This window comes from Saccharothrix sp. NRRL B-16348, assembly GCF_001280085.1.
In the GTDB taxonomy this organism is placed as follows: domain Bacteria; phylum Actinomycetota; class Actinomycetes; order Mycobacteriales; family Pseudonocardiaceae; genus Actinosynnema.
On sequence record NZ_LGED01000200.1, the window covers coordinates 172,940 to 190,803 of the forward strand.

Sequence of the window (17,864 nt, forward strand, 5' to 3'; positions counted from 1 at the left end):
CGATGACCTCCACCATCGACCGCAGGACAAGCCTCGACCCGATCGACGTCGCCGCTTCCACACCCATGCTGTTCCCGGTGTCGGCCCGGTCGCCGGAGTCGCTGAGCCGGAACGCGGCACGGCTCGCCGAGTGGCTCGACGGCCCTGGTGCGACCGTCGGGCTGGACGACGTCGGCTACACGCTCGGGCGGCGGCGGGCGCACCTGTCGCAGCGGCTGACCGTGGTGGCGGCCGACCGCTCGGACGTGGTCGCCAGGCTTCGTGCCGCGGCCGACGGCGTCCTCGCCGAAGGGGTCGTCTTCGGTTCAACCACAGCCTCGGTCGAACGCGGCGCGGTCTTCGTCTTCTCGGGCCACGGTTCCCAGTGGGCCGGCATGGGCAGGGAACTGCTGGCGACCGAGCCGGCCTTCGCCGCAGTCGTCGACGAGTTGGACGAGGTGTTCCTGACGGAGTGCGGCCGGTCGTTGCGTGACCTGGTCACCGACGTCGACCTGGCGACAGCCGGGATGGCGCTGGTCCAGCCCGCCCTCTTCGCCACCCAGGTCGGCCTCACCCGCGTCTGGCAGTACTACGGGGTCGAACCGGCGGCGGTGGTAGGGCACTCGATGGGCGAGGTGGCCGCGGCGGTGGTGGCCGGTGGGCTCTCCTTGGCAGACGGTGGCAGGGTGATCTGCCGCCGCTCGGCGTTGATCGAGGAGAGGTTGACCGGCGGCGGTGCCGTCGCCCTGGTGGAACTGCCCGCGGTCAAGACACGCCGGCGCATCCGCGAGGAAGGGGTGCTCGACCTCGCGGTGCACAGCTCCACGCGCGCCTCGGTGGTGACCGGCAGGCCGGAGGACGTCGAGCGCTTCATCGCGGACTGCGAGGCGGACGGCATCACCGCCCACTGGGTGCCCGGTGTCCGGTTCGCCGCGCACAGCAGGCAGGTCGACGCGGTCACGGACGAACTCGTGCGCAGGCTCGACGGGATCACCGCCCGCACACCTGTTGTCCCTGTCTACGGCACCGCGCTCTCCGACGTGCGGAAGCAGCCGGTGTTCGACGGCCGGTACTGGGCCGACAACCTGCGCAACCCCGTCCGCTTCGCCCAGGCGCTGCAGACCGCGGCGGAGGACGGCTACCGCTGCTTCATCGAAGTCTCACCCCACTCTGTGGTGGGAACGTCGATCAACGACACCTTGAAGGACTCCGGCGTCAACGACAGCGTCGTACTGGGATCGCTCAAGCGCGACCAACCCGCGCGCGAGGTCCTGGCGACCAACTTGGCCTCCGCACATTGCCGTGGCGTGCGACTCGACTGGAGGGTCCTGCACGACCTCGGGAAGCTGGCCGACCTGCCCACCATGGCGTGGAACCACGTGCGCTTCGCGCCCACCCGGCCGGAGCCTGCACGTGCGAGTGATGACCGGCACCCGCTCCTGGGCCCGCACATCAAGCTGCCGGGGGCCCCTGCGCGGCACGTGTGGCAGGTGACGTTGGATCCTGCGGAGCTACCGTGGTTGACCGACCACCAGGTCCACGGCACAGCAGTTCTGCCGGGTACGGCGTACGTGGAAGCTGCGGTAGCGGCCGCCGGTGAAGCGCTGTCCGTGCGACCGGACGAGTTGGTCTTGTCCGACGTGGAGTTCCACCGGATGGCGCCGGTGTCGGGGCCTCTGACGCTGACGACGACCTTCGAGGCTGCCACCGGCCGGGTGGAGATCTGCTCGGACGGTCCGGAGGGAGCGGTCGTCCACGCCACTGCGACCGCTGGTCGTGCCGAGCGCGGTTCCTCCGCCGAACCAGTCGATGTCGCAGCGCTGAAGGCATCCCACCCGGACCGCCTTCCGGTCGGATCCGCTTATCAGCGGTTGGTGGGCGCGGGACAGCAGCACGGACCGGCGTTCGCCGCGATGACCGAACTCTCCACCGGTGACCAGAGCACCTGCTCCGTGCTGTCATGGCCGCAGGACCTGTCGGGTGACGCCCGGCTCTGGTTCCACCCGGCGTTCCTCGACGCGTGTCTGCACGGCCTGGCCGTCCTGCTGGCCGACGACAGCGGGCAGACGGTCCTGCCCGTGGGACTGGGATCGGTACGCCTGTGGCGGCGGCCGGCGGAACAACTCGTCTGCCGCGCCACCGTCCACCACGAGGGGGCGACGCCGACGGGACACGTCGAGGTTTACGACCTCGACGGGAACCTGACGGCCACTGTGGACGATGTGCGTCTGCGCCACCTCGACCAGGACGACGTGCCCGTGCCCTTGGAGAACCTCCTGCACACCATCGGCTGGGTCGACTCGGACCCCGTGCGAACGACGCAGGATCCAGGCAGCTGGAGTGTCCACGGCCCGGGCGCTCTCGATGTGACGGCCGAGCTGGAGCGCGCCGGTGTGCGACACACGGTCGCGGAGGGCCCTTCGCCGGCACGGTCCACAGGCGGAGCTCACTCCGATGGTGTCCTGTTCGTCACCACGTCCCAGCCGGACAGGGAGCCCGACCCCCGGCACGCGCAGGACACCGTCCTCGCGCTGGCGGATCTCGTGCGCGAGGTTCTCGACACCGAAGGCGGCTCCCGACGACTGATCGTCGTCATTCGCGGTACCGACCCTGTCCAGACCGCTGTCGTCGGGATGGTGCGGACTCTCCGGCACGAGCACCCAGAGCTGCGGACCACCGTCGTGGACGCCGGCTCGGACCGAGAACTCGAGTCGTTGGCCGCGGAACTGGCCGTTACCCCGATCGAGGACGAGGTGCGGCTGCGCGGCGGCAAGCGTCAAGTCGCTCGGCTGGCGCGACTACCGCTGTCCGAGCTTCCCGAACCGACACGGCCACCGGTCCGGTCCGACGGTGCCTACGTCGTCTCGGGAGGCACCCGCGGACTGGGCCTGATCACCGCCCGGTGGCTGTCGGGCCTCGGAGCGGGAACCGTCGTCGTCTGCGGACGTGGGGAACCGGGCCCTGAAGCGTCGGCCGTGCTGGCGGACATGGCGGCCGCGGGTACCGCGGTCGAAGTGGTCCTGGGCGACATCGCCGAATCCGCGGACCAAGTGATAGCCGCCGCCGAACGGCACGGCCACGTCTTGCGGGGTGTCGTGCACGCGGCGGGTGTCGTCGAGGACGCCTTGCTGGAAGCGGTCGACGCCGATCTGGTGGACCGGGTGTGGCTGCCCAAGGCGACCGGGGCTCAGCGGCTGCACGCGGCCATCGGCGACCGCCCACTCGACTGGTGGCTGTCGTATTCGTCGTTCGCCTCGATGGTCGGCGCACCCGGTCAGGCCGCGTACGCGACGGCGAACGCCTACCTCGACGCGTTCGGCGGGGTGCTGCGGGAGCGGGGCGTGCCCGCGACGACCGTCAACTGGACCCGCTGGGAGGAGACCGGAGCGGCGGTCGGCAGGGAGCTGCCGGGGCTGACCGGCCTGTCCACCAAGAGCGGCCTGGCGGTGCTGGCAGCGATTGTGTCGCGCGACGTGCCGCAGGTCGGAGTGGCTCTGATCGACGCCGCCGGGTTCACCGCAGCCCATCCGCACATCGCTCGATCCGCGTTCTTCTCGGAGATGGGAATCCACGACGTCGCGGAGGCGCCCGTGCCTTCCCTGCACGGACGTACCGATGGGGACAAGCGGCAAATCGTCACCGAACAGGTCGCCGTCCGGGTCGCCGCGGTGCTGGGCTACGACGTCGGTCGCATCCCACGGGACCGCCCCTTGGTGCACGTGGGCCTCGACTCCCTGACCGCTGTCAAGATCAAGAACGCGGTGTGCGCCGACTTCTCCGTCGACCTGCCGGTCGCCCGGCTGCTGGGCGGTCAGAGCATCGACGAACTGACTCAGGACGTGCTGGCCGCGATCGGCACCCAGGACGATGCCGGTACGGCGCCGAGCGCAACCGACGACGCGGCGAAGCGTGCGCGGTCGCGCACGACCCGGATGGCGCAGCGACGTGCGGCGAGGAGGCGGGCATGAGCACGGCACCGGTGGAGGAACCGACCGAGGCCATCGCCCTGATCGGCATGGCGGGTCGTTTCCCCAAGGCGCAGGACGTCGAGGAGTACTGGGCGAACCTCGTCGCGGGGCGGGACTGCCTGGACGACCTCGACGACGACGAACTGCGCGCGAACGGCGTCCCGGACGCGGTGCTGCGCGCCCCGGGCTACGTCCGGCGGGTGGCGAGCCTGGCGGGCTACGACCGGTTCGACACCGACTTCTTCGGCTTCGCACCCGGAACCGCCGCCGCGCTCGACCCGCAACAGCGCCTGTTCCTGGAGGTCTGCTGGCACGCGCTGGAAGACGCCGCGCACATGCCGGAGAACTTCGACGGGGCGACCGGCGTGTTCGCCGCCGGGGCGTTCCCCGGTTACCTGATGCACAACCTGATGTCGCACCACGATTCCCGTCGCCTGCTGAGCGCCGGAACGTCGACCGAGCTGGTCGAGGCGCTCTCGATGGCGGACGCCAACTTCTTCGCCACCCGGATCACGCACACGCTCGACCTCCGCGGTCCTGCGCTCACCGTGCAGACGGCCTGTTCGAGCTCTCTCGTCGCCGTCCACCTCGCCTGCCAGAGCCTGCTGTCCGGGGAATGCGACCTGGCCCTCGCCGGCGGGATGACCGTGAAGGTGCCGCACCGGGTCGGCTACGTCTACGACGTCGACTCGATGATGTCCGCCGACGGGCGGTGCCGCCCGTTCGACGCCAGGGCGAACGGGACGGTCTTCGGCAGCGGAGGCGGCGCGGTCGTGCTCAAGCGTCTCTCGGACGCGGTGGCCGACCGGGACAACATCCGCGCGGTCATCCGCGGCAGCGCGATCAACAACGACGGTGCGCTGAAGATGGGCTACTCCGCGCCGAGCGTTCGGATGCAGTCGGCGGTGATCGCCGAAGCCCTCCAGGTCGCAGGCGTCCGACCGGCGGATGTCGGCTACATCGAGGCACACGGCACCGGGACCGCTCTTGGCGACCCGGTGGAGATGGCCGCCCTGCGATCGGCGTTCGAAGGCGACGGCGACCCGACGCGGGTGTGCCCGGTGGGCTCGGTGAAGGGCAACATCGGCCACCTCGAAGCGGCCTCCGGCGTCGCGGGTCTGATCAAGGTCGTGTCCGCGCTCGAACACCGCTGGATCCCAGGCACCGCGCATTTCCAGGAGCCGAACCCGGAACTGCGCATCGAGGAGTCGGCCTTCCTCGTCGCCGGGGAAGGGCGTGACTGGGAGCCGGTGAACGGGACGAGGATCGCCGGCATCACGTCCCTCGGGATGGGCGGCACGAACGCGCACATCGTGGTCGAACAAGCGCCCGATCGACCACGGCGCGGTTCCGCCAGCGGTCCGAGCACGTTGGTGGTCAGCGCCCGGACGCAGCAGGCACTGCTCGACGCCCAGGACGCCTTGGCCGACTGGCTCCGCCGATCACCCGAACTGGATCTGGCCGATGTCGAGCACACCCTCGACATCGGAAGGCTGCGATTCGGCTTCCGCCGGGCCGTCGTGGCGCAGAGCAGGCAGGAAGCCGCTGACCTGCTCGAAGTAGAGGTCGACGCGCGCGACTCCGAGGCACGCCCGACCTCGGTCGTGCTCGTGTTCCCCGACGAGGCGTCCGACGTCAACCCGGCCGTCACCGCGCTGAGCGCACACGACCCGGCGTTCGAGACCGCCTTCGAGGACTGCGTCGCCCTGTTCACGACCCGCTCCGGTGGCGCCGGCTCTCACTCCGCCACCGTGTTCGCCGCCCAGTACGCCCTCGCCCACGCGCTGCAGGAGCGCGGTGTGCGCCCTGTGGCGGTTGTCGGCGCAGGCGTAGGGGAGTACGTGGCGGCTGTGGTGGCGGGGGCGCTGTCGCTCGCCGACGCCGTGGCGCTGGTGTCGGGCGAGGCCGTCGAGGCCAAGGGTGCTCCGGCGCTGATCGACCTGCACCTCGCATCACTCCCGTCGGTGCAGGCTGATCAGGTCGTGCCCGACTGGGCAGCCCTGGGAACGTCCTCCACCTCGTGGAACGCGCTTCTCGATGGCGCAGTGGCGGATGGCTCGATCCCTCTGGTGCTCGGTGCCGCTGAAGAGCCGTTCACCCAAGAACAGTTGCAGATCAGCACGGTTGAGGACTGCGTCGTCTCGTTCCAGTGGGCACTCGCCCGGCTGTGGGAGCTCGGCGGCGAGATCGACCCGGTGTCGGCTCACCCCGACGCAGCCCGCGTGCCGCTGCCGCAGTACCCGTTCCAACGAGGCCGACACTGGGTGGAGCCGCGCTCCGGCATGCCGGCGGCCACCCCGGAATCGGAGCCTCGGACGTCCGTGCCGGCCGATCCGCGCGAGGCGCTCACCCTGCTCTGGCGGGAGACCCTCGGGGTCGACGAAGTCGCCCCGGGCGACAGCTTCTTCAAGCTGGGCGGTGACTCGGTGATGGCGACCCGGCTGACCTCTCGTGCCCGCGCGCTCGGCATCGACATCCGGCCCAAGGACCTGTTCGACTACCCGACTTTCGATGCGCTGGCCACGCATCTGACGCCGAAGGTGAAGGCGGTGGCCGTCCCCGTCGAGCGTCCCCGGGACCGCGGCGGGGTGCCACTCACACCCACCCAGCTGTGGTTGCTCTCGGCCCCGCAAGCCGAGCGGCTGACGGTGCCGCTCGTCCACCAGCTCGGCACCGACGTCGACCAAGGTCTTGTCGAACGCGCATTGGACGCCGTCCTGCACCGGCACGGGGCGATGGAGCTGGTGGCGCGTTCCCGCCACGGGATCTGGCAACAACACCACGCGACCCACCCCAAGGTCGATCTCCTGACCGTGCAACAGGAAGTCGACGGGCCTCCTGACATCGCGGCGTTGAGAGAGGACATGTCCAGCGGACCGGAGATCCTCCCGATCCGCGCCGCGCTCGTCGGAACCCGCGCCGGCCGCTATCTGACGATCCTGCTGCACCGCGCCTTCGTCGATCGGGCCTCCGTCCGCGTCCTCGCCGACGAACTCGCCACCGCCACCGCCCACTTGCTCGCCGGCCGTGAGGTGACCCTGCCCGAGCCCGGTTCGGAGTGGAGCGACTTCGCGTGGGACAACGTCGACCTGGTCGGGGACCAGAGCGTGCACGACGAACTCGATCACTGGATCGGCATCCTCGACCGTCATGGCGACGGGCCGGATCCGCTGATCGAGCGGCGCCTCGACGGGCTTGCGCCCGTGTCGCTGAGCCATGCCGTGTCGAACGAGGTTCACCAGGGACTCCTCGCGTTGCGCCGTCGCGAGCACGTGAGGTGGGAAGAGGTCGTGATCGCCGCAGCGGCGGCGGCTTGGCGGGGTGTGGCAGGACGTGACCAACTCGTCGTGGACGTGCTCACCATCGGCAGGCCGGCGGGGCGAGCGGGAACGGGGTTCGCGGACGCGGTCGGTCAGTTCTCGTCGGTCTACCCGGTAGCGGTCCCAGGAGCGGAGAAACCGGAGGACACCGTCCGAGCCGCGCGCGAGGCGTGGCGATCAGTCCCGCGATACGGGCAGGGCTACGGCGTGCTGCGGCATCTGCACGCCCCGACCGCGCAGGTGCTGTCGAGCCGTCCTCCGCGCGCTGTGCTGTTCGCCCCGGTTGGGCCGATCCCGAAGGCGCTCGACTCGGCGAAACAGGCGCTGAGGAGGGTGCGCCCGGACGCGGTGGACGGCTGGTCCGAGCCGCTCGGTCACCACCCTGTCGAACTGCGCTGCCACGTCTCGAACGGAGTGCTGACCCTCCAGTGGTGGTACGACCCCGGACGGTGTGACCCGGACGTGGTCCACGACTGGAGCAGTCGAACGATGTCCGTGCTCGACGTTCTCGCGGGGGCCGTCCAGTGACGACATCTTCCTTGCCCAACGAGCACTTGCACACCCGCTACGCCAACGCGCTGGCACGCTACTTCGACGCCATCAACGCACCCATCGAGCGGAGATGGCGGCGGGAACGGCGACGGGAGTTGCTGGCCGGGCTCGGCGGTGACGTCCTGGAGATCGGTGCGGGGACCGGCACCAACCTGGAGCACTACACAGCAGCCGACCGGCTCACCCTGGTCGAGCCGGCGCGAGCGATGCGGGAGAGGTTGGAGGGCGCCGTCGCCGCGGCGGGCCGCCCGGCCGACGTCGTCGACGCGATGGCCGAAGACCTGCCGTTCGCCGACGGCAGTTTCGACGTGGTCGTGTGCTTCCTCGTGCTGTGCAGCGTCCGTGACTTGGCCACCGCGCTCGGCGAGGCGCGGCGGGTCCTGCGCCCAGGAGGGACGTTCGTCTTCCTCGAACACGTCCGAGCGGAAGGAAGGCTCGGACGTGCACAAGATCTCGTGGACCCGGTGTGGCGACGGATCGGCGTCGGCTGCAGGCCCAACCGCCGCACGCTCGACGCGATCCGTGAAGCGGGCTTCGTCGTGGAGTCTCCGCAGGTGATCAGGCCACCGGCCCAGATCCCGTTGGAGACGCCGGTGGCGTCCGGTCGCGCCCGCCGCGGTTGACCGGCTCGCACGAGTTGACGCCGGACTGCCGCGGCAGCAGAATAAAACGAGCGTTTGAAACCAACGATTGATTGAGGCAGGTCGCGCTGCGATGAGCACCACTAGGCACGTCGCCCCCCGCGCCTCGGAGGCGCCGCCCCCGCGTGGGCCGCTCGCTGGTCTCGCCCGAGTCGCGTACCGGCGGCGTTGGGTCGTGATCGGGCTCGCGGCACTGTTCGTCGTCGCCGCGGGACTGTTCGGCGCCACGGTCACGGACAAGCTGTCGGCGGGTGGCTACACGCCCGAATCGGCCCAGTCCACCCAGGCCGAGCGGTTCCTCGCCGACAACTTCCAGGCAGGCGCGCCCGACCTGGTGCTGTTGGTGCGGACCCCGGACTCGGTGGACGACCCCGACTCCTCGGCGGCCGCGGGCCGCCTGGAGGACCGGTTGACCGCGATGAACGGCGTGAGCAGCGTCCAGTCCTACTGGAACACCGGTGCACCGTCGCTTCGTTCGGAGGACGGTCGGTCGGCGCTCATCACGGCGGTGTTCGAAGGTGATGAAGGGGACGCGACCCGGCTGGCCAAGGACATCCTGCCCACCGTCACCGGTCAGCAGGACGGGCTGGAAGTGCAGGCCACCGGCCGCGCCGCGGTCAACATCGAGGACGTGGAGCAGGCCAACGAGGACTTGGCGCGCGCCGAGGTCATCGGCGGACCGATCACTGTGCTGATCCTGCTGCTCACGTTCGGGTCGTTGGTCGCGGTCGGGATGCCGCTGGTCATCGCGGCCGTGTCGGTGGTCGGGACGCTGGCCCTGCTCACCGCTCTGACGTCGGTGCTCGACGTCTCGGTGTTCGCGTTCAACCTGACGACCGCCCTCGGCTTCGGTCTGGCCGTCGACTACGCCCTGTTCATCGTCATGCGGTACCGCGAGGAGTTGGCGAAGGGGGCGGAAGTCGAGGACGCGTTGGTGACGACGCTGCGCACGGTCGGCAAGGCCGTGCTGTTCTCGGCCGTCACGGTGCTGCTGGCCCTGTCCGCCCTCTTCGTCTTCCCGGTCGACTTCCTGCGCTCGTTGGCCGCGACAGTCATGGGCGTCGTCGTCCTGGCCGCTCTCGCAGCAGTAGTCGTGCTCCCGGCGGTGTTGGCAGTCGTGGGCCGGCGGATCGACCGGTTCAACCCGTTGCGCAAGTTCACCGAGCGCAGGCAGGCGCGAGCCGCGGGCAAGCCCGGTGTGTGGCACCGCATCGCGACGACGGTGATGAAGCGTCCGATCCTCATCGGTGGCGTGACGGCCTTGCTGCTCCTGCTGCTCGCGCTGCCTTTCGCCCACGCCCGCTTCGGCCTGTTCGACGAGCGGATCCTGCCTGCGGACTCGCCGCCCTACGCCGCAGCGGAGCGGATCCGCGCCGACTTCGACGGCGCGGAGATCAGTCCGATCACGGTCGCTCTCCCCGGGACCGGCGCCGACGGCGTCGAGGGCTACGCCACGGAGATCTCCAGGCTGCCGAACGTCGCGCGCGTCGACACGGTCTCGGGCAGTTACACCGATGGCACTCAGGTCGCGCCGCCCCTGGAAGCGTCCGCGGCGTTCAGCAAACCGGCGGGCACGTGGTTGTCCGTGGTCAGCGACGTGGATCCGAACTCGGCGGAGAGCAAGGACCTGGTCGCGGCCATCCGCTCGGCACCCGCGCCGAGCGAGGCCCTGGTCGGCGGTCAGGCCGCCGTGCTGGTGGACACCAACGACGCGCTGGTCTCCCGCCTGCCGCTGGCCGGGCTGATCATCCTCGTGAGCACGTTCCTGCTGCTGTTCCTCTTCACGGGCAGCCTGCTCATCCCGCTGAAGGCGATCGTGCTGAACCTGTTCAGCCTCACCGCCACCTTCGGTGCGATGGTCTACATCTTCCAGGACGGCAACCTGAAGTGGCTGGTCGGCGAGTTCACCGCGACCGGATACCTCGACATGACCGCCACCCTGCTGCTGTTCTGCCTGGCGTTCGGCCTGTCCATGGACTACGAGGTCTTCCTGTTGTCGCGCATCAAGGAGGAGTACGACCTCTCCGGCGACAACACGCACGCCGTCGTGGCCGGTCTGGAGAACACAGGCAGGCTGTTCACCGCCGCGGCGCTGGTGTTCGCCAGCGTCATGGTGGCCCTGGCGACATCAGGGGTCAGCCTCGTCAAGCTGGCCGGTGTCGGCATGGCTCTCGCTGTCCTCATGGACGCCACGCTGATCCGGGGCGTGCTCGTCCCCGCCTTCATGCGACTGCTCGGCCGGGCGAACTGGTGGGCGCCCGCGCCCTTGCGCCGCCTGCACGAGCGGATCGGGATGCGGGGCTAGTGGTAGGTGCCGGCCTCGCCCGGTCAGGAGCGCACGAGCCGGGCGATGGCCGCACTCGCCTCGGCCACCTTGAGGTCGGCGGTAGCACCGCCTTCCGTGATGGCGTCGGACACGCAGTGCCGCAGGTGCTCGTCGAGCAACTTGATCGATACGGCCTGCAGTGCCCGCGTCGCTGCCGCCACCTGGGTCAGGATGTCAATGCAGTATTGATCTTCGTCGACCATTCTGCCCAGGCCCCGGACTTGACCTTCAACCTGCCGCAACCGCCGGACGAGGTCGGTTTTCGAGTCGATGTAACCGGGCATCATCCGCTCCTCGCGATCGCTTGCCGCATACCCCGCCAGGGTAGGGGATGGTCAGTGCGGAAATCATCTCGTATCGCCAGTTGGGAATGAATCGGCAAATCGTTCCAGCATGGTGAATCGGTAACGGATCGGGAAGGTGACATGTCGGCGCACTCGGCGGTGGTGGTCGGAGGCGGTATAGCGGGTCTCGCCGTGGCGGGCGCACTCCTGCGTGACCGTTGGCAGGTCACGGTCTTGGAGCGCGCCGACGAGTTCGCGCCTGTCGGCGCAGGCCTCACCCTGGCGCCGAACGCGGTCCGGGCGCTGGACTGGCTAGGTCTGGGGTCCGACCTCCGGGAGCGGGCCGTCGCCCAAGGCGCCGTCGGCGTCCGACTCGCCGACGGGTCCTGGCTCCACCGGGGCCGCGTCGAGGACCTCGAAGCCGCGTTCGGTTCGCCCGGCTACGCGCTGCACCGAGCTGATCTGCACGCGATGCTGCTCGACGCGGCGCGCGACGCAGACCTGCGCACCGGTCACCGGGTCACCGCGCTGACGACCGACGCGGCCACAGCCACGGTGACCTTCGAAGCCGGGTCCGCAGGTGGACACCTCCAGGCTGACCTGGTCGTAGTCGCCGACGGTGTGCACAGCACCGGGCGGTCGGCGCTGTTCCCCGCACATCCGGGACCGAGCTACGCGGGCTACGTCACCTGGCGCGGCGTGGTGTTGGAGGGAGCCGGCGATCTGGCACCCGATCAATCGGCTGTGACCGAGACGTGGGGCACCGGCGAGCGTTTCGGCGTCGTGCCGCTCGCCGACGGTCGCGTCTACTGGTTCGCCACCGCATCCGTGCCGGAGCGGTCCCACGGAGACGACGACCTCCAGGATCTGAGGGCGCGTTTTGGCCGCTGGCACGCGCCGATCCCTGGCCTGTTGGCCGCCACGCCCGCCGATGCGCTCCTGCGTCACGACATCTGCTACCTGCGGGCACCGTTGCCGCGTTACGTCTCCGGCCGGGCCGTGTTGGTGGGCGACGCGGCCCACGCCATCACCCCCGACCTCGGGCAAGGGGCTTGCCTGGCACTGGAGGACGCGGTGGTGCTGTCGGACCGGCTTCGCCACACCGCCGATGTGCCGACGGCCTTGAACGCCTACGACGCGGCGCGCCGTCCCAGGACACAGCGACTCGTCCGGACGTCGGCTGTGGTCGGCAGGCTGGCCCAGTGGCGCAACCCGGTGGCCGTCGCCGCGCGGAACGCGCTGGTCAGGGCCATTCCCGACACCGTGTTCCTGCGCCTCACCTCCGATACCTTCTCGTGGCGACCGCCCGGCCGCTGACGCCGCGTCGTCAGCGCGTCGGGCGGTCGCTCAACGAGCGGGTGGCCGGGGCGCGCAGAGCCGCGATCAGCAGGGTGATCAACCAGGGTTCGACCTCGGAGGCGGGGTACCGGTCCGCGAGCGCGCCGGACTGGCGCATACCGAGCAGGCCGACCATCGCCTGGTAGCGGAACGACACCTCGTCGGCGCTCAGTTCGGGCAGCGCCCGGATCAGCGCGACGCGGTAGCGGTCCTCGACCTCGTCCACCTCCTCCGCGAACAGCTCCCGCATCTGAGGGCTCGGGTCGAAGATCACCCGCCCGACGAACCGCGCGATCCGCTCACTGCGGTGGCCGTGGCTCCGGGTCAGGTCCAAGCCCGCCGACACGAAGGCGCTCACCACCGACTCGACGTCCGGGACCGGTGTCGAGGCTTCCAGATCGTCCAACAGCCGTGCGCGCAGCTCGTTCACCTTGGACATCGCCCGGCCCACGACCGCGCGCAGCAGACCTTCCTTGGAACCGAAGTGGTAGTTGACCGCGGCGATGTTCGCTCCCGCGGCGTCGGTCACCGCGCGCAGAGAGGTGCCGCTGAAACCCCGTTCCGCGAAAAGCTCCTCGGCCGAATCGAGGAGTCGCTCCTTGGTCGCCTGCTTTTGGTCCTCCATACGGCCCAGCCCCATTCGCTCGCCATGCGGTCGCGCCGTTCATTCTAAACGATTGTTTGAAGTAAGCGATTGTTTGAATCCTGTGACGGCCGGTTGTGCCGTAGCGGCGGCGGTTCGAAGCTCGGCGGATCGTAGGCTGGGAGGCATGACGTCGATCGATGGGCAGCAGAAGGCCCAGGACGCGACCCGGCGCCGTCGCGCGGACGCCGAGCGCAACATCGCCACCATCCTCGACGCCGCCCTCGACTGCTTCACGGCCAATCCGCAGGTCAGCGTCGGCGCCATCGCCGAGGCTGCGGGCATCGGCCGGGTGACCGTCTACGCCCACTTCCCATCCCGGCAGGCTCTGCTGGAAGCGGTCCTCGACCGGGCGATCGACGAGGCGCTCGCGGCGATCGACAGCGATACGATCGCCGGCGCGCCCCCTGACGAGGCGATGCGACGGCTCATCAGGTCGTCCTGGTCGGTACTGGAGCGCCATCGGGTCCTGTCCGCGTTGGCTTCGCGCGAACTCGAGCCGGACAGGCTCAGGGCACACCACGACGTCGTGCTCAAGCGCGTCGAGGCGTTGATCGCCCGCGGTCGGTCCGACGGGACGTTTCGGACCGACCTGCCGCGGGGGTGGCTGGTCACAACCTTCTACAGCCTTCTGCACGCGGCGTGCGAGGACGTCAACGCGGGACGGCTTCAGCGACGTGACATCGCCCGCATCCTCGAGCGCACCCTCCTGTCGGCCCTGCGAGCCTAGGTTCTTCGACCGTCCAACTGTGGCGTGGAGGAGGTCCGTGCCTCAACTGACGGTCTCGTCGGCGTGCGGCGAGGCGGACTCCTCCGACTGGAAGCCGGTCCTCGCGTGGGCGCCGTCGCAGAACGGCTTGTTCGCGGACTGGCCGCACCTGCAGAGCAGAACGCTGCGGCGCTCCGGGACGTCGAAGGCGTTGCCGGTGTGGTCCACCAGCCTCATCGGCCCCTTCACCTGGTACGGGCCGTTGTTCACCATTTTGATCACCACGGCGGGCTGTTCTTGGTCCACGTGTGTCTCCGGGGTTGATTGATGGGCCCGTGGCGCACCGGTCCGAGGTGCGCCACGGGCCGGTGCATCAGGAAGCGATCTTGTATCCGGCCTCTTCGACCGCGGCCTTCACGCTCGCCAGGTCGACCTGGTCGCCGATGACCGTCACCTCGCCGGTGGCGATGTCGATGTCCACGTCGTCGACTCCGGGGACCGACGAGACCGCGGTGGTCACCTTGCCGACGCACGAGTCGCAGGTCATGCCGCTGACGTTGATCGAGTTGTTCTGCATCGGTGCTCCATGATGGGAAGGTTGGATTTCGGCTGCCGGGCAACGAGAACCGCTGAGCTGCGACAGCCGGTATGCGGTACCCCCGTACGGTATACTGATGGCTGAATGGACGGCAACCTCGCGAGGTGAAGAGGAGTGGCGCCGGCGACGTGCCGCGCTGGAGGCCGTGCCCCACTTCCACCGCAGTGCGGCCGTCCCGCAGTCGATGGTGGTGCCGCTCCTTCGAATGGCCGCGCGATCGTTCGGTACAGCCGCGAGCGGTTCGCCGTGATGTGGCGAAGGAGGTCGCCGAGCGGCGTGATCGCCGTGCACCGACCGGTGTGGCCGGAAAGCGGGCAGGCGCGTGGCCGATTGCGATGTCGGCGTTCCAGGGTGCCCGGAGCGATCATCGTCGCTCCGGGCGTCACCTGTCGTTCGATGTCGTACTGCTGCGGGGACTACTCAGCCTTCGATGCGTCGGATGGTGTTGATGGGTCCGATCGAGTCGATGTCGGCGATCTTCACCGGGACGCCCTCTGTGGACGCGTGCACAGCACGGACACCGTCGACGGCCATGGCGACGTGGTGCTGGTCGGCGTAGTAGATGATCAGGTCGCCTGCCTTGACCTCACCTCGGGAGACTCGACGTCCGATGCCCGCCTGGCCGTAAGTGGTGCGCGGGATCGAGACACCGGCGTGGCGGTAGGACTGCTGCATGAGGCTGGAGCAGTCCCACTGGTCCGGGCCGTTGGCGCCGAAGACGTAGTCGTCGCCGCGCTGGGCCAGCGCGTACTCCAGCGCCTTCCCGGCGGTGCCGGCGGGGACGGCGATGCGGGAGGTGTCGCCCGGACTGGCGAGCGTCGCCTTGTCGGCCGAGCTCAGCCGGTCGTACTGGGCACGCGCGTCGGCGACCTGCTTGTCCAGGTCGGATTTGCGCTGGGCGATGTCGTCCAGGATCTCGGTGGCCGCGTTGGCGGCGTCCGTGGCCCGGCGTTGGGCGTCGTCGGCGTCGGTGACCGCCTTGGACAGCCCGGCGAGCGCCTCCGCGTTGCCGTCCGCCAGGACGCCGAGCGCGGACATCCGGTTCAGGTAGTCCTGCTGTGAGTCGCTGACCAGCAGTGCGGAGAGCTGGTTGAACCGGGCACCTTCGAACGACGCTTCGGTCAGCAGGTCGACCTGGCCGCGCAGCTGCTCTTCGGCTTGGCGCGCACCGGTGAGGTCGCCGTTGGCCTGGTCCAGCTCACCCTGCTTGGCCTTGAGGTCGTCCTGCGCTCGCAGGTGCTCCTCGTTGAGCTTCTCGGCCTGGCCTGCCAGCTCGGTGTACTTCTTCAGCGCCTCGGAGGCGTTGGCCGGCACCGCTGGGTCGGCTGCGGCTTGTGGTGCGGCGATACCAGCTGTGAGCACCGCGGCGGCGGTGGCCGCCAGTGCGGCCCGGACAGTGCGCTGAGCGGGTGGGGACGCCACGATCGCGCAAGCCTCCTTTGTGCGGTAAGTCATCCGAACGGGTGACCCTGGATCGGGTCTCGGACAGGCTACGGAAGGAGGTGGCGTTCGTCCACTATCGTGGATAGTAAGATCGACTGCGTTGCGGGCAGAGGGGGAACTGTGGATCGCGTCGATCTCCACCGTCGTCAAGCCCATTCCGACGTTGCGCCGTTGGTGCTGCTGCACGGTGGTGGGGCTGATGCGCGTGCTTGGACACCGGTTCTGGAACGGTTCGACGGCCGGTGGAGGGTCCATGCTGTGAACTTGCCGGGGCACGGCGGCGAGCCGGGGTTCGACTACGACGCGGGAGTCATCACGGCTACCGCCAGGAGGGTTGCCGATCGACTGCTCGATCTGGGGTTGGTGTACCCGCACGTGGTGGGGCACTCCATGGGTGGTGCCGTGGCTCTCGAACTTGCCGGGCTCACTCCCGTCGCGGGTGTCACCGCGTTGTGTCCTATCGGGTTCTGGACCCGTCCGCGTGCGTGGACGACAGCGGCGGTGTTGCGCAACGCCGCGCGATTGTCGGCGTTCGTCGGTCCGGCGACGCGATCACGGCTGCTGGCCGACCCCGTGATGCGCAGGCTCGCACTGGCTGCGTTCTCGGCCAAGCCTTCGCTGATCCGTCCCCAGGTCGCAGTGGCAGCGGCGTCGGCCTTGGCGTCGAGTGACATCGTCACGATGACTAAGTTCACGAGGCGGTACCGCTTCCGGGGTCAAGTGCCTTGTCCGGTCCAGTTCGCGTGGGCGGCCAAGGATCGGCTCGTACCGCCCGCCGACGCCGTGAGGGCCCGCAGGCTGCTCCCCCGAGCTCTGCACGCGTTCGTTCCGGGCAGTGGCCACCTGGTCATGGACGACGACCCGGACCTCACCGCATCGATCGTCGGCAACCACGCTCTGCGGCTCCTGTGCGCCGACGCCGTTGATCCCTGACCGCTGTCCGAGTGGGGCAGCGCAGGTCCGCAACTCTTCGATCAGCGGTTCGAGGCACGCACCACCGCACTCCGAGTCCAGGCAGTGGTACGTGCCCCCGCGTTCGAGTTCTCGATCAGCCGAGGGTGTCCAGCAGCTCCCGGCACGCCTGTTCACAGCGTCGGCAGGCTTCGGCGCAGATCCGGCAGTGTTCGTGCATGCCGGCGTGTTGGTTGCACTCGTCGCCGCACGACTTGCAGGCCGCTGCGCACGCTTCGAGCACGGCCCGGGTGAGGTTGGCGTCGTAGCCGGTGTGCCGGGACAGGACCCGACCGGTGGTGGCGCAGATGTCCGCGCAGTCCAGGTTGGTTCGGATGCACTTGACCAGCTCCGCGACCCCGGCCTCGCTCAGGCAGGCGTCCGCGCAGGCGGTGCACGCTTGTGCGCATTCGAAACACGCCTGGATGCACTTCACGACGGCCTCTCCGTCCACCTTGCCGAGGTCGGCAGGGTAGGTGCGGAGCATCTCCTGTGTCGTGGTCACGACGACCTCCTATTTGTCCTAGTAGGCGTATTGGTACGTACCCGTACGGGGAGGGGGTAAACGTGCCGGCGGGTCGCTTGACAGAGGTACCCCCGGGGGTACCTTTCGATTTGTGGGTAGGGCACCCGCCCTGTACGGGCTACTTGCACACGAGCGGCAAGGACGACTTGCGCCGAGGTCGGGATCACCGAGGTCGTCGCCGAGGTGCTGCCGAAGGACAAGGTCGACGTGATCACGCGCTTGCAGTCCGAGGGCAAGGTCGTGGCGATGGTGGGTGACGGCGTGAACGACGCCGCCGCGCTCGCCAAGGCCGACCTGGGCCTGGCCATGGGCACCGGCACCGACGCGGCGATCGAGGCAGGCGACCTGACGCTCGTGCGGGGCGACCTGCGTGCGGCGGCGGACGCGATCCGGCTGTCCCGGCGGTGGCGGCGGCCGGGCTGCTCAACCCGATGATCGCGGGCGCGGCGATGGCGTTCTCGTCGGTCTTCGTGGTGTCGAACAGCCTGCGCCTGCGCGGCTTCCGCAGCACGGCCACGGACACCGGGACAGCGTCGGTCCCGGCGAAGGCGGAAGAGCGCGAGCTGGCCGAAGCAGTGTGACCACC

Annotated in this window: 13 protein-coding genes and 1 pseudogene; 8 read left to right on the forward strand and 6 right to left on the reverse strand. The window is 69.6% G+C overall.

What is annotated here, in order from left to right; all coding sequences use genetic code 11:
• Positions 1 to 2 precede the first annotated feature (2 nt).
• The 4 genes from ADK67_RS21785 (at position 3) to ADK67_RS21800 (ending at position 10,765) form a co-directional block, all read left to right on the forward strand.
• Positions 3 to 3,947 carry a type I polyketide synthase gene (locus tag ADK67_RS21785; protein WP_053718303.1) on the forward strand — a complete coding sequence of 1,315 codons (3,945 nt, stop codon included), beginning with the start codon at positions 3 to 5 and terminating at the stop codon, positions 3,945 to 3,947.
• A complete protein-coding gene (locus ADK67_RS21790; protein WP_053718304.1) occupies positions 3,944 to 7,795 on the forward strand; it encodes a type I polyketide synthase in 3,852 nt (1,283 codons plus the stop codon). Before ADK67_RS21785 ends, ADK67_RS21790 begins: the two co-directional genes overlap by 4 nt.
• Before the next feature lie 11 nt (positions 7,796 to 7,806).
• Positions 7,807 to 8,442, forward strand: coding sequence for a class I SAM-dependent methyltransferase (locus ADK67_RS21795; RefSeq protein WP_053718305.1), 636 nt, complete (start codon positions 7,807 to 7,809; stop codon positions 8,440 to 8,442).
• Between the two features lie 193 nt (positions 8,443 to 8,635).
• Entirely contained in the window at positions 8,636 to 10,765 is a 2,130-nt protein-coding gene (locus ADK67_RS21800) for an MMPL family transporter (protein ID WP_231648303.1), read from the forward strand.
• A gap of 23 nt (positions 10,766 to 10,788) precedes the next feature.
• On the opposite strand, the gene ADK67_RS21805 is transcribed toward ADK67_RS21800, so the two are convergent.
• Positions 10,789 to 11,070, reverse strand: a complete 282-nt coding sequence (locus ADK67_RS21805; protein ID WP_053718343.1) for a metal-sensitive transcriptional regulator — start codon at positions 11,068 to 11,070, stop codon at positions 10,789 to 10,791.
• A 141-nt stretch (positions 11,071 to 11,211) separates the two neighbouring features.
• On the opposite strand from ADK67_RS21805, the gene ADK67_RS21810 reads away from it, so the two are divergent.
• Positions 11,212 to 12,387 (forward strand): FAD-dependent monooxygenase, encoded by a 1,176-nt coding sequence (locus ADK67_RS21810; RefSeq protein ID WP_053718307.1) that lies wholly within the window; start codon positions 11,212 to 11,214, stop codon positions 12,385 to 12,387.
• Positions 12,388 to 12,397: 10 nt separating this feature from the next.
• Here ADK67_RS21810 and ADK67_RS21815 read toward each other — a convergent pair whose 3' ends face one another.
• A complete protein-coding gene (locus ADK67_RS21815; protein WP_053718308.1) occupies positions 12,398 to 13,033 on the reverse strand; it encodes a TetR/AcrR family transcriptional regulator in 636 nt (211 codons plus the stop codon).
• 145 nt (positions 13,034 to 13,178) lie between these two features.
• Here ADK67_RS21815 and ADK67_RS21820 point away from each other — a divergent pair, with 145 nt between their 5' ends.
• On the forward strand, positions 13,179 to 13,781 hold the full coding sequence (locus ADK67_RS21820) for a TetR/AcrR family transcriptional regulator (RefSeq protein WP_053718309.1): 603 nt from the start codon (positions 13,179 to 13,181) through the stop codon (positions 13,779 to 13,781).
• A gap of 42 nt (positions 13,782 to 13,823) precedes the next feature.
• On the opposite strand, the gene ADK67_RS21825 is transcribed toward ADK67_RS21820, so the two are convergent.
• From ADK67_RS21825 to ADK67_RS21835, 3 genes are all read right to left on the reverse strand, one after another.
• Positions 13,824 to 14,066 carry a CDGSH iron-sulfur domain-containing protein gene (locus ADK67_RS21825; protein ID WP_231648304.1) on the reverse strand — a complete coding sequence of 81 codons (243 nt, stop codon included), beginning with the start codon at positions 14,064 to 14,066 and terminating at the stop codon, positions 13,824 to 13,826.
• Positions 14,067 to 14,133: 67 nt separating this feature from the next.
• A complete protein-coding gene (locus ADK67_RS21830; protein ID WP_053718311.1) occupies positions 14,134 to 14,337 on the reverse strand; it encodes a heavy-metal-associated domain-containing protein in 204 nt (67 codons plus the stop codon).
• A 441-nt stretch (positions 14,338 to 14,778) separates the two neighbouring features.
• Complete coding sequence (locus tag ADK67_RS21835) at positions 14,779 to 15,813, reverse strand: C40 family peptidase (RefSeq protein ID WP_231648305.1); 1,035 nt, start codon at positions 15,811 to 15,813, stop codon at positions 14,779 to 14,781.
• 108 nt (positions 15,814 to 15,921) lie between these two features.
• Here ADK67_RS21835 and ADK67_RS21840 point away from each other — a divergent pair, with 108 nt between their 5' ends.
• Positions 15,922 to 16,734, forward strand: coding sequence for an alpha/beta fold hydrolase (locus tag ADK67_RS21840; protein ID WP_063797675.1), 813 nt, complete (start codon positions 15,922 to 15,924; stop codon positions 16,732 to 16,734).
• Positions 16,735 to 16,849: 115 nt separating this feature from the next.
• On the opposite strand, the gene ADK67_RS21845 is transcribed toward ADK67_RS21840, so the two are convergent.
• Positions 16,850 to 17,257 carry a four-helix bundle copper-binding protein gene (locus ADK67_RS21845; RefSeq protein WP_053718314.1) on the reverse strand — a complete coding sequence of 136 codons (408 nt, stop codon included), beginning with the start codon at positions 17,255 to 17,257 and terminating at the stop codon, positions 16,850 to 16,852.
• Positions 17,258 to 17,413: 156 nt separating this feature from the next.
• Between ADK67_RS21845 and ADK67_RS49205 the strand changes: the two are divergent.
• A pseudogene (locus ADK67_RS49205) lies at positions 17,414 to 17,859 on the forward strand (HAD-IC family P-type ATPase); the annotation flags it as partial.
• Positions 17,860 to 17,864: the final 5 nt, after the last annotated feature.

What these genes read in the sequence shown, in the direction of transcription:
- ADK67_RS21785 (WP_053718303.1), top strand. Translation starts at nt 3, where the DNA reads ATGACCTCCACCATCGACCGCAGGACAAGCCTCGACCCGATCGACGTC.
- ADK67_RS21790 (WP_053718304.1), top strand. Translation starts at nt 3,944, where the DNA reads ATGAGCACGGCACCGGTGGAGGAACCGACCGAGGCCATCGCCCTGATC.
- ADK67_RS21805 (WP_053718343.1), bottom strand. Translation starts at nt 11,070, where the DNA reads ATGCCCGGTTACATCGACTCGAAAACCGACCTCGTCCGGCGGTTGCGG.
- ADK67_RS21810 (WP_053718307.1), top strand. Translation starts at nt 11,212, where the DNA reads ATGTCGGCGCACTCGGCGGTGGTGGTCGGAGGCGGTATAGCGGGTCTC.
- ADK67_RS21815 (WP_053718308.1), bottom strand. Translation starts at nt 13,033, where the DNA reads ATGGAGGACCAAAAGCAGGCGACCAAGGAGCGACTCCTCGATTCGGCC.
- ADK67_RS21820 (WP_053718309.1), top strand. Translation starts at nt 13,179, where the DNA reads ATGACGTCGATCGATGGGCAGCAGAAGGCCCAGGACGCGACCCGGCGC.
- ADK67_RS21830 (WP_053718311.1), bottom strand. Translation starts at nt 14,337, where the DNA reads ATGCAGAACAACTCGATCAACGTCAGCGGCATGACCTGCGACTCGTGC.
- ADK67_RS21835 (WP_231648305.1), bottom strand. Translation starts at nt 15,813, where the DNA reads ATGACTTACCGCACAAAGGAGGCTTGCGCGATCGTGGCGTCCCCACCC.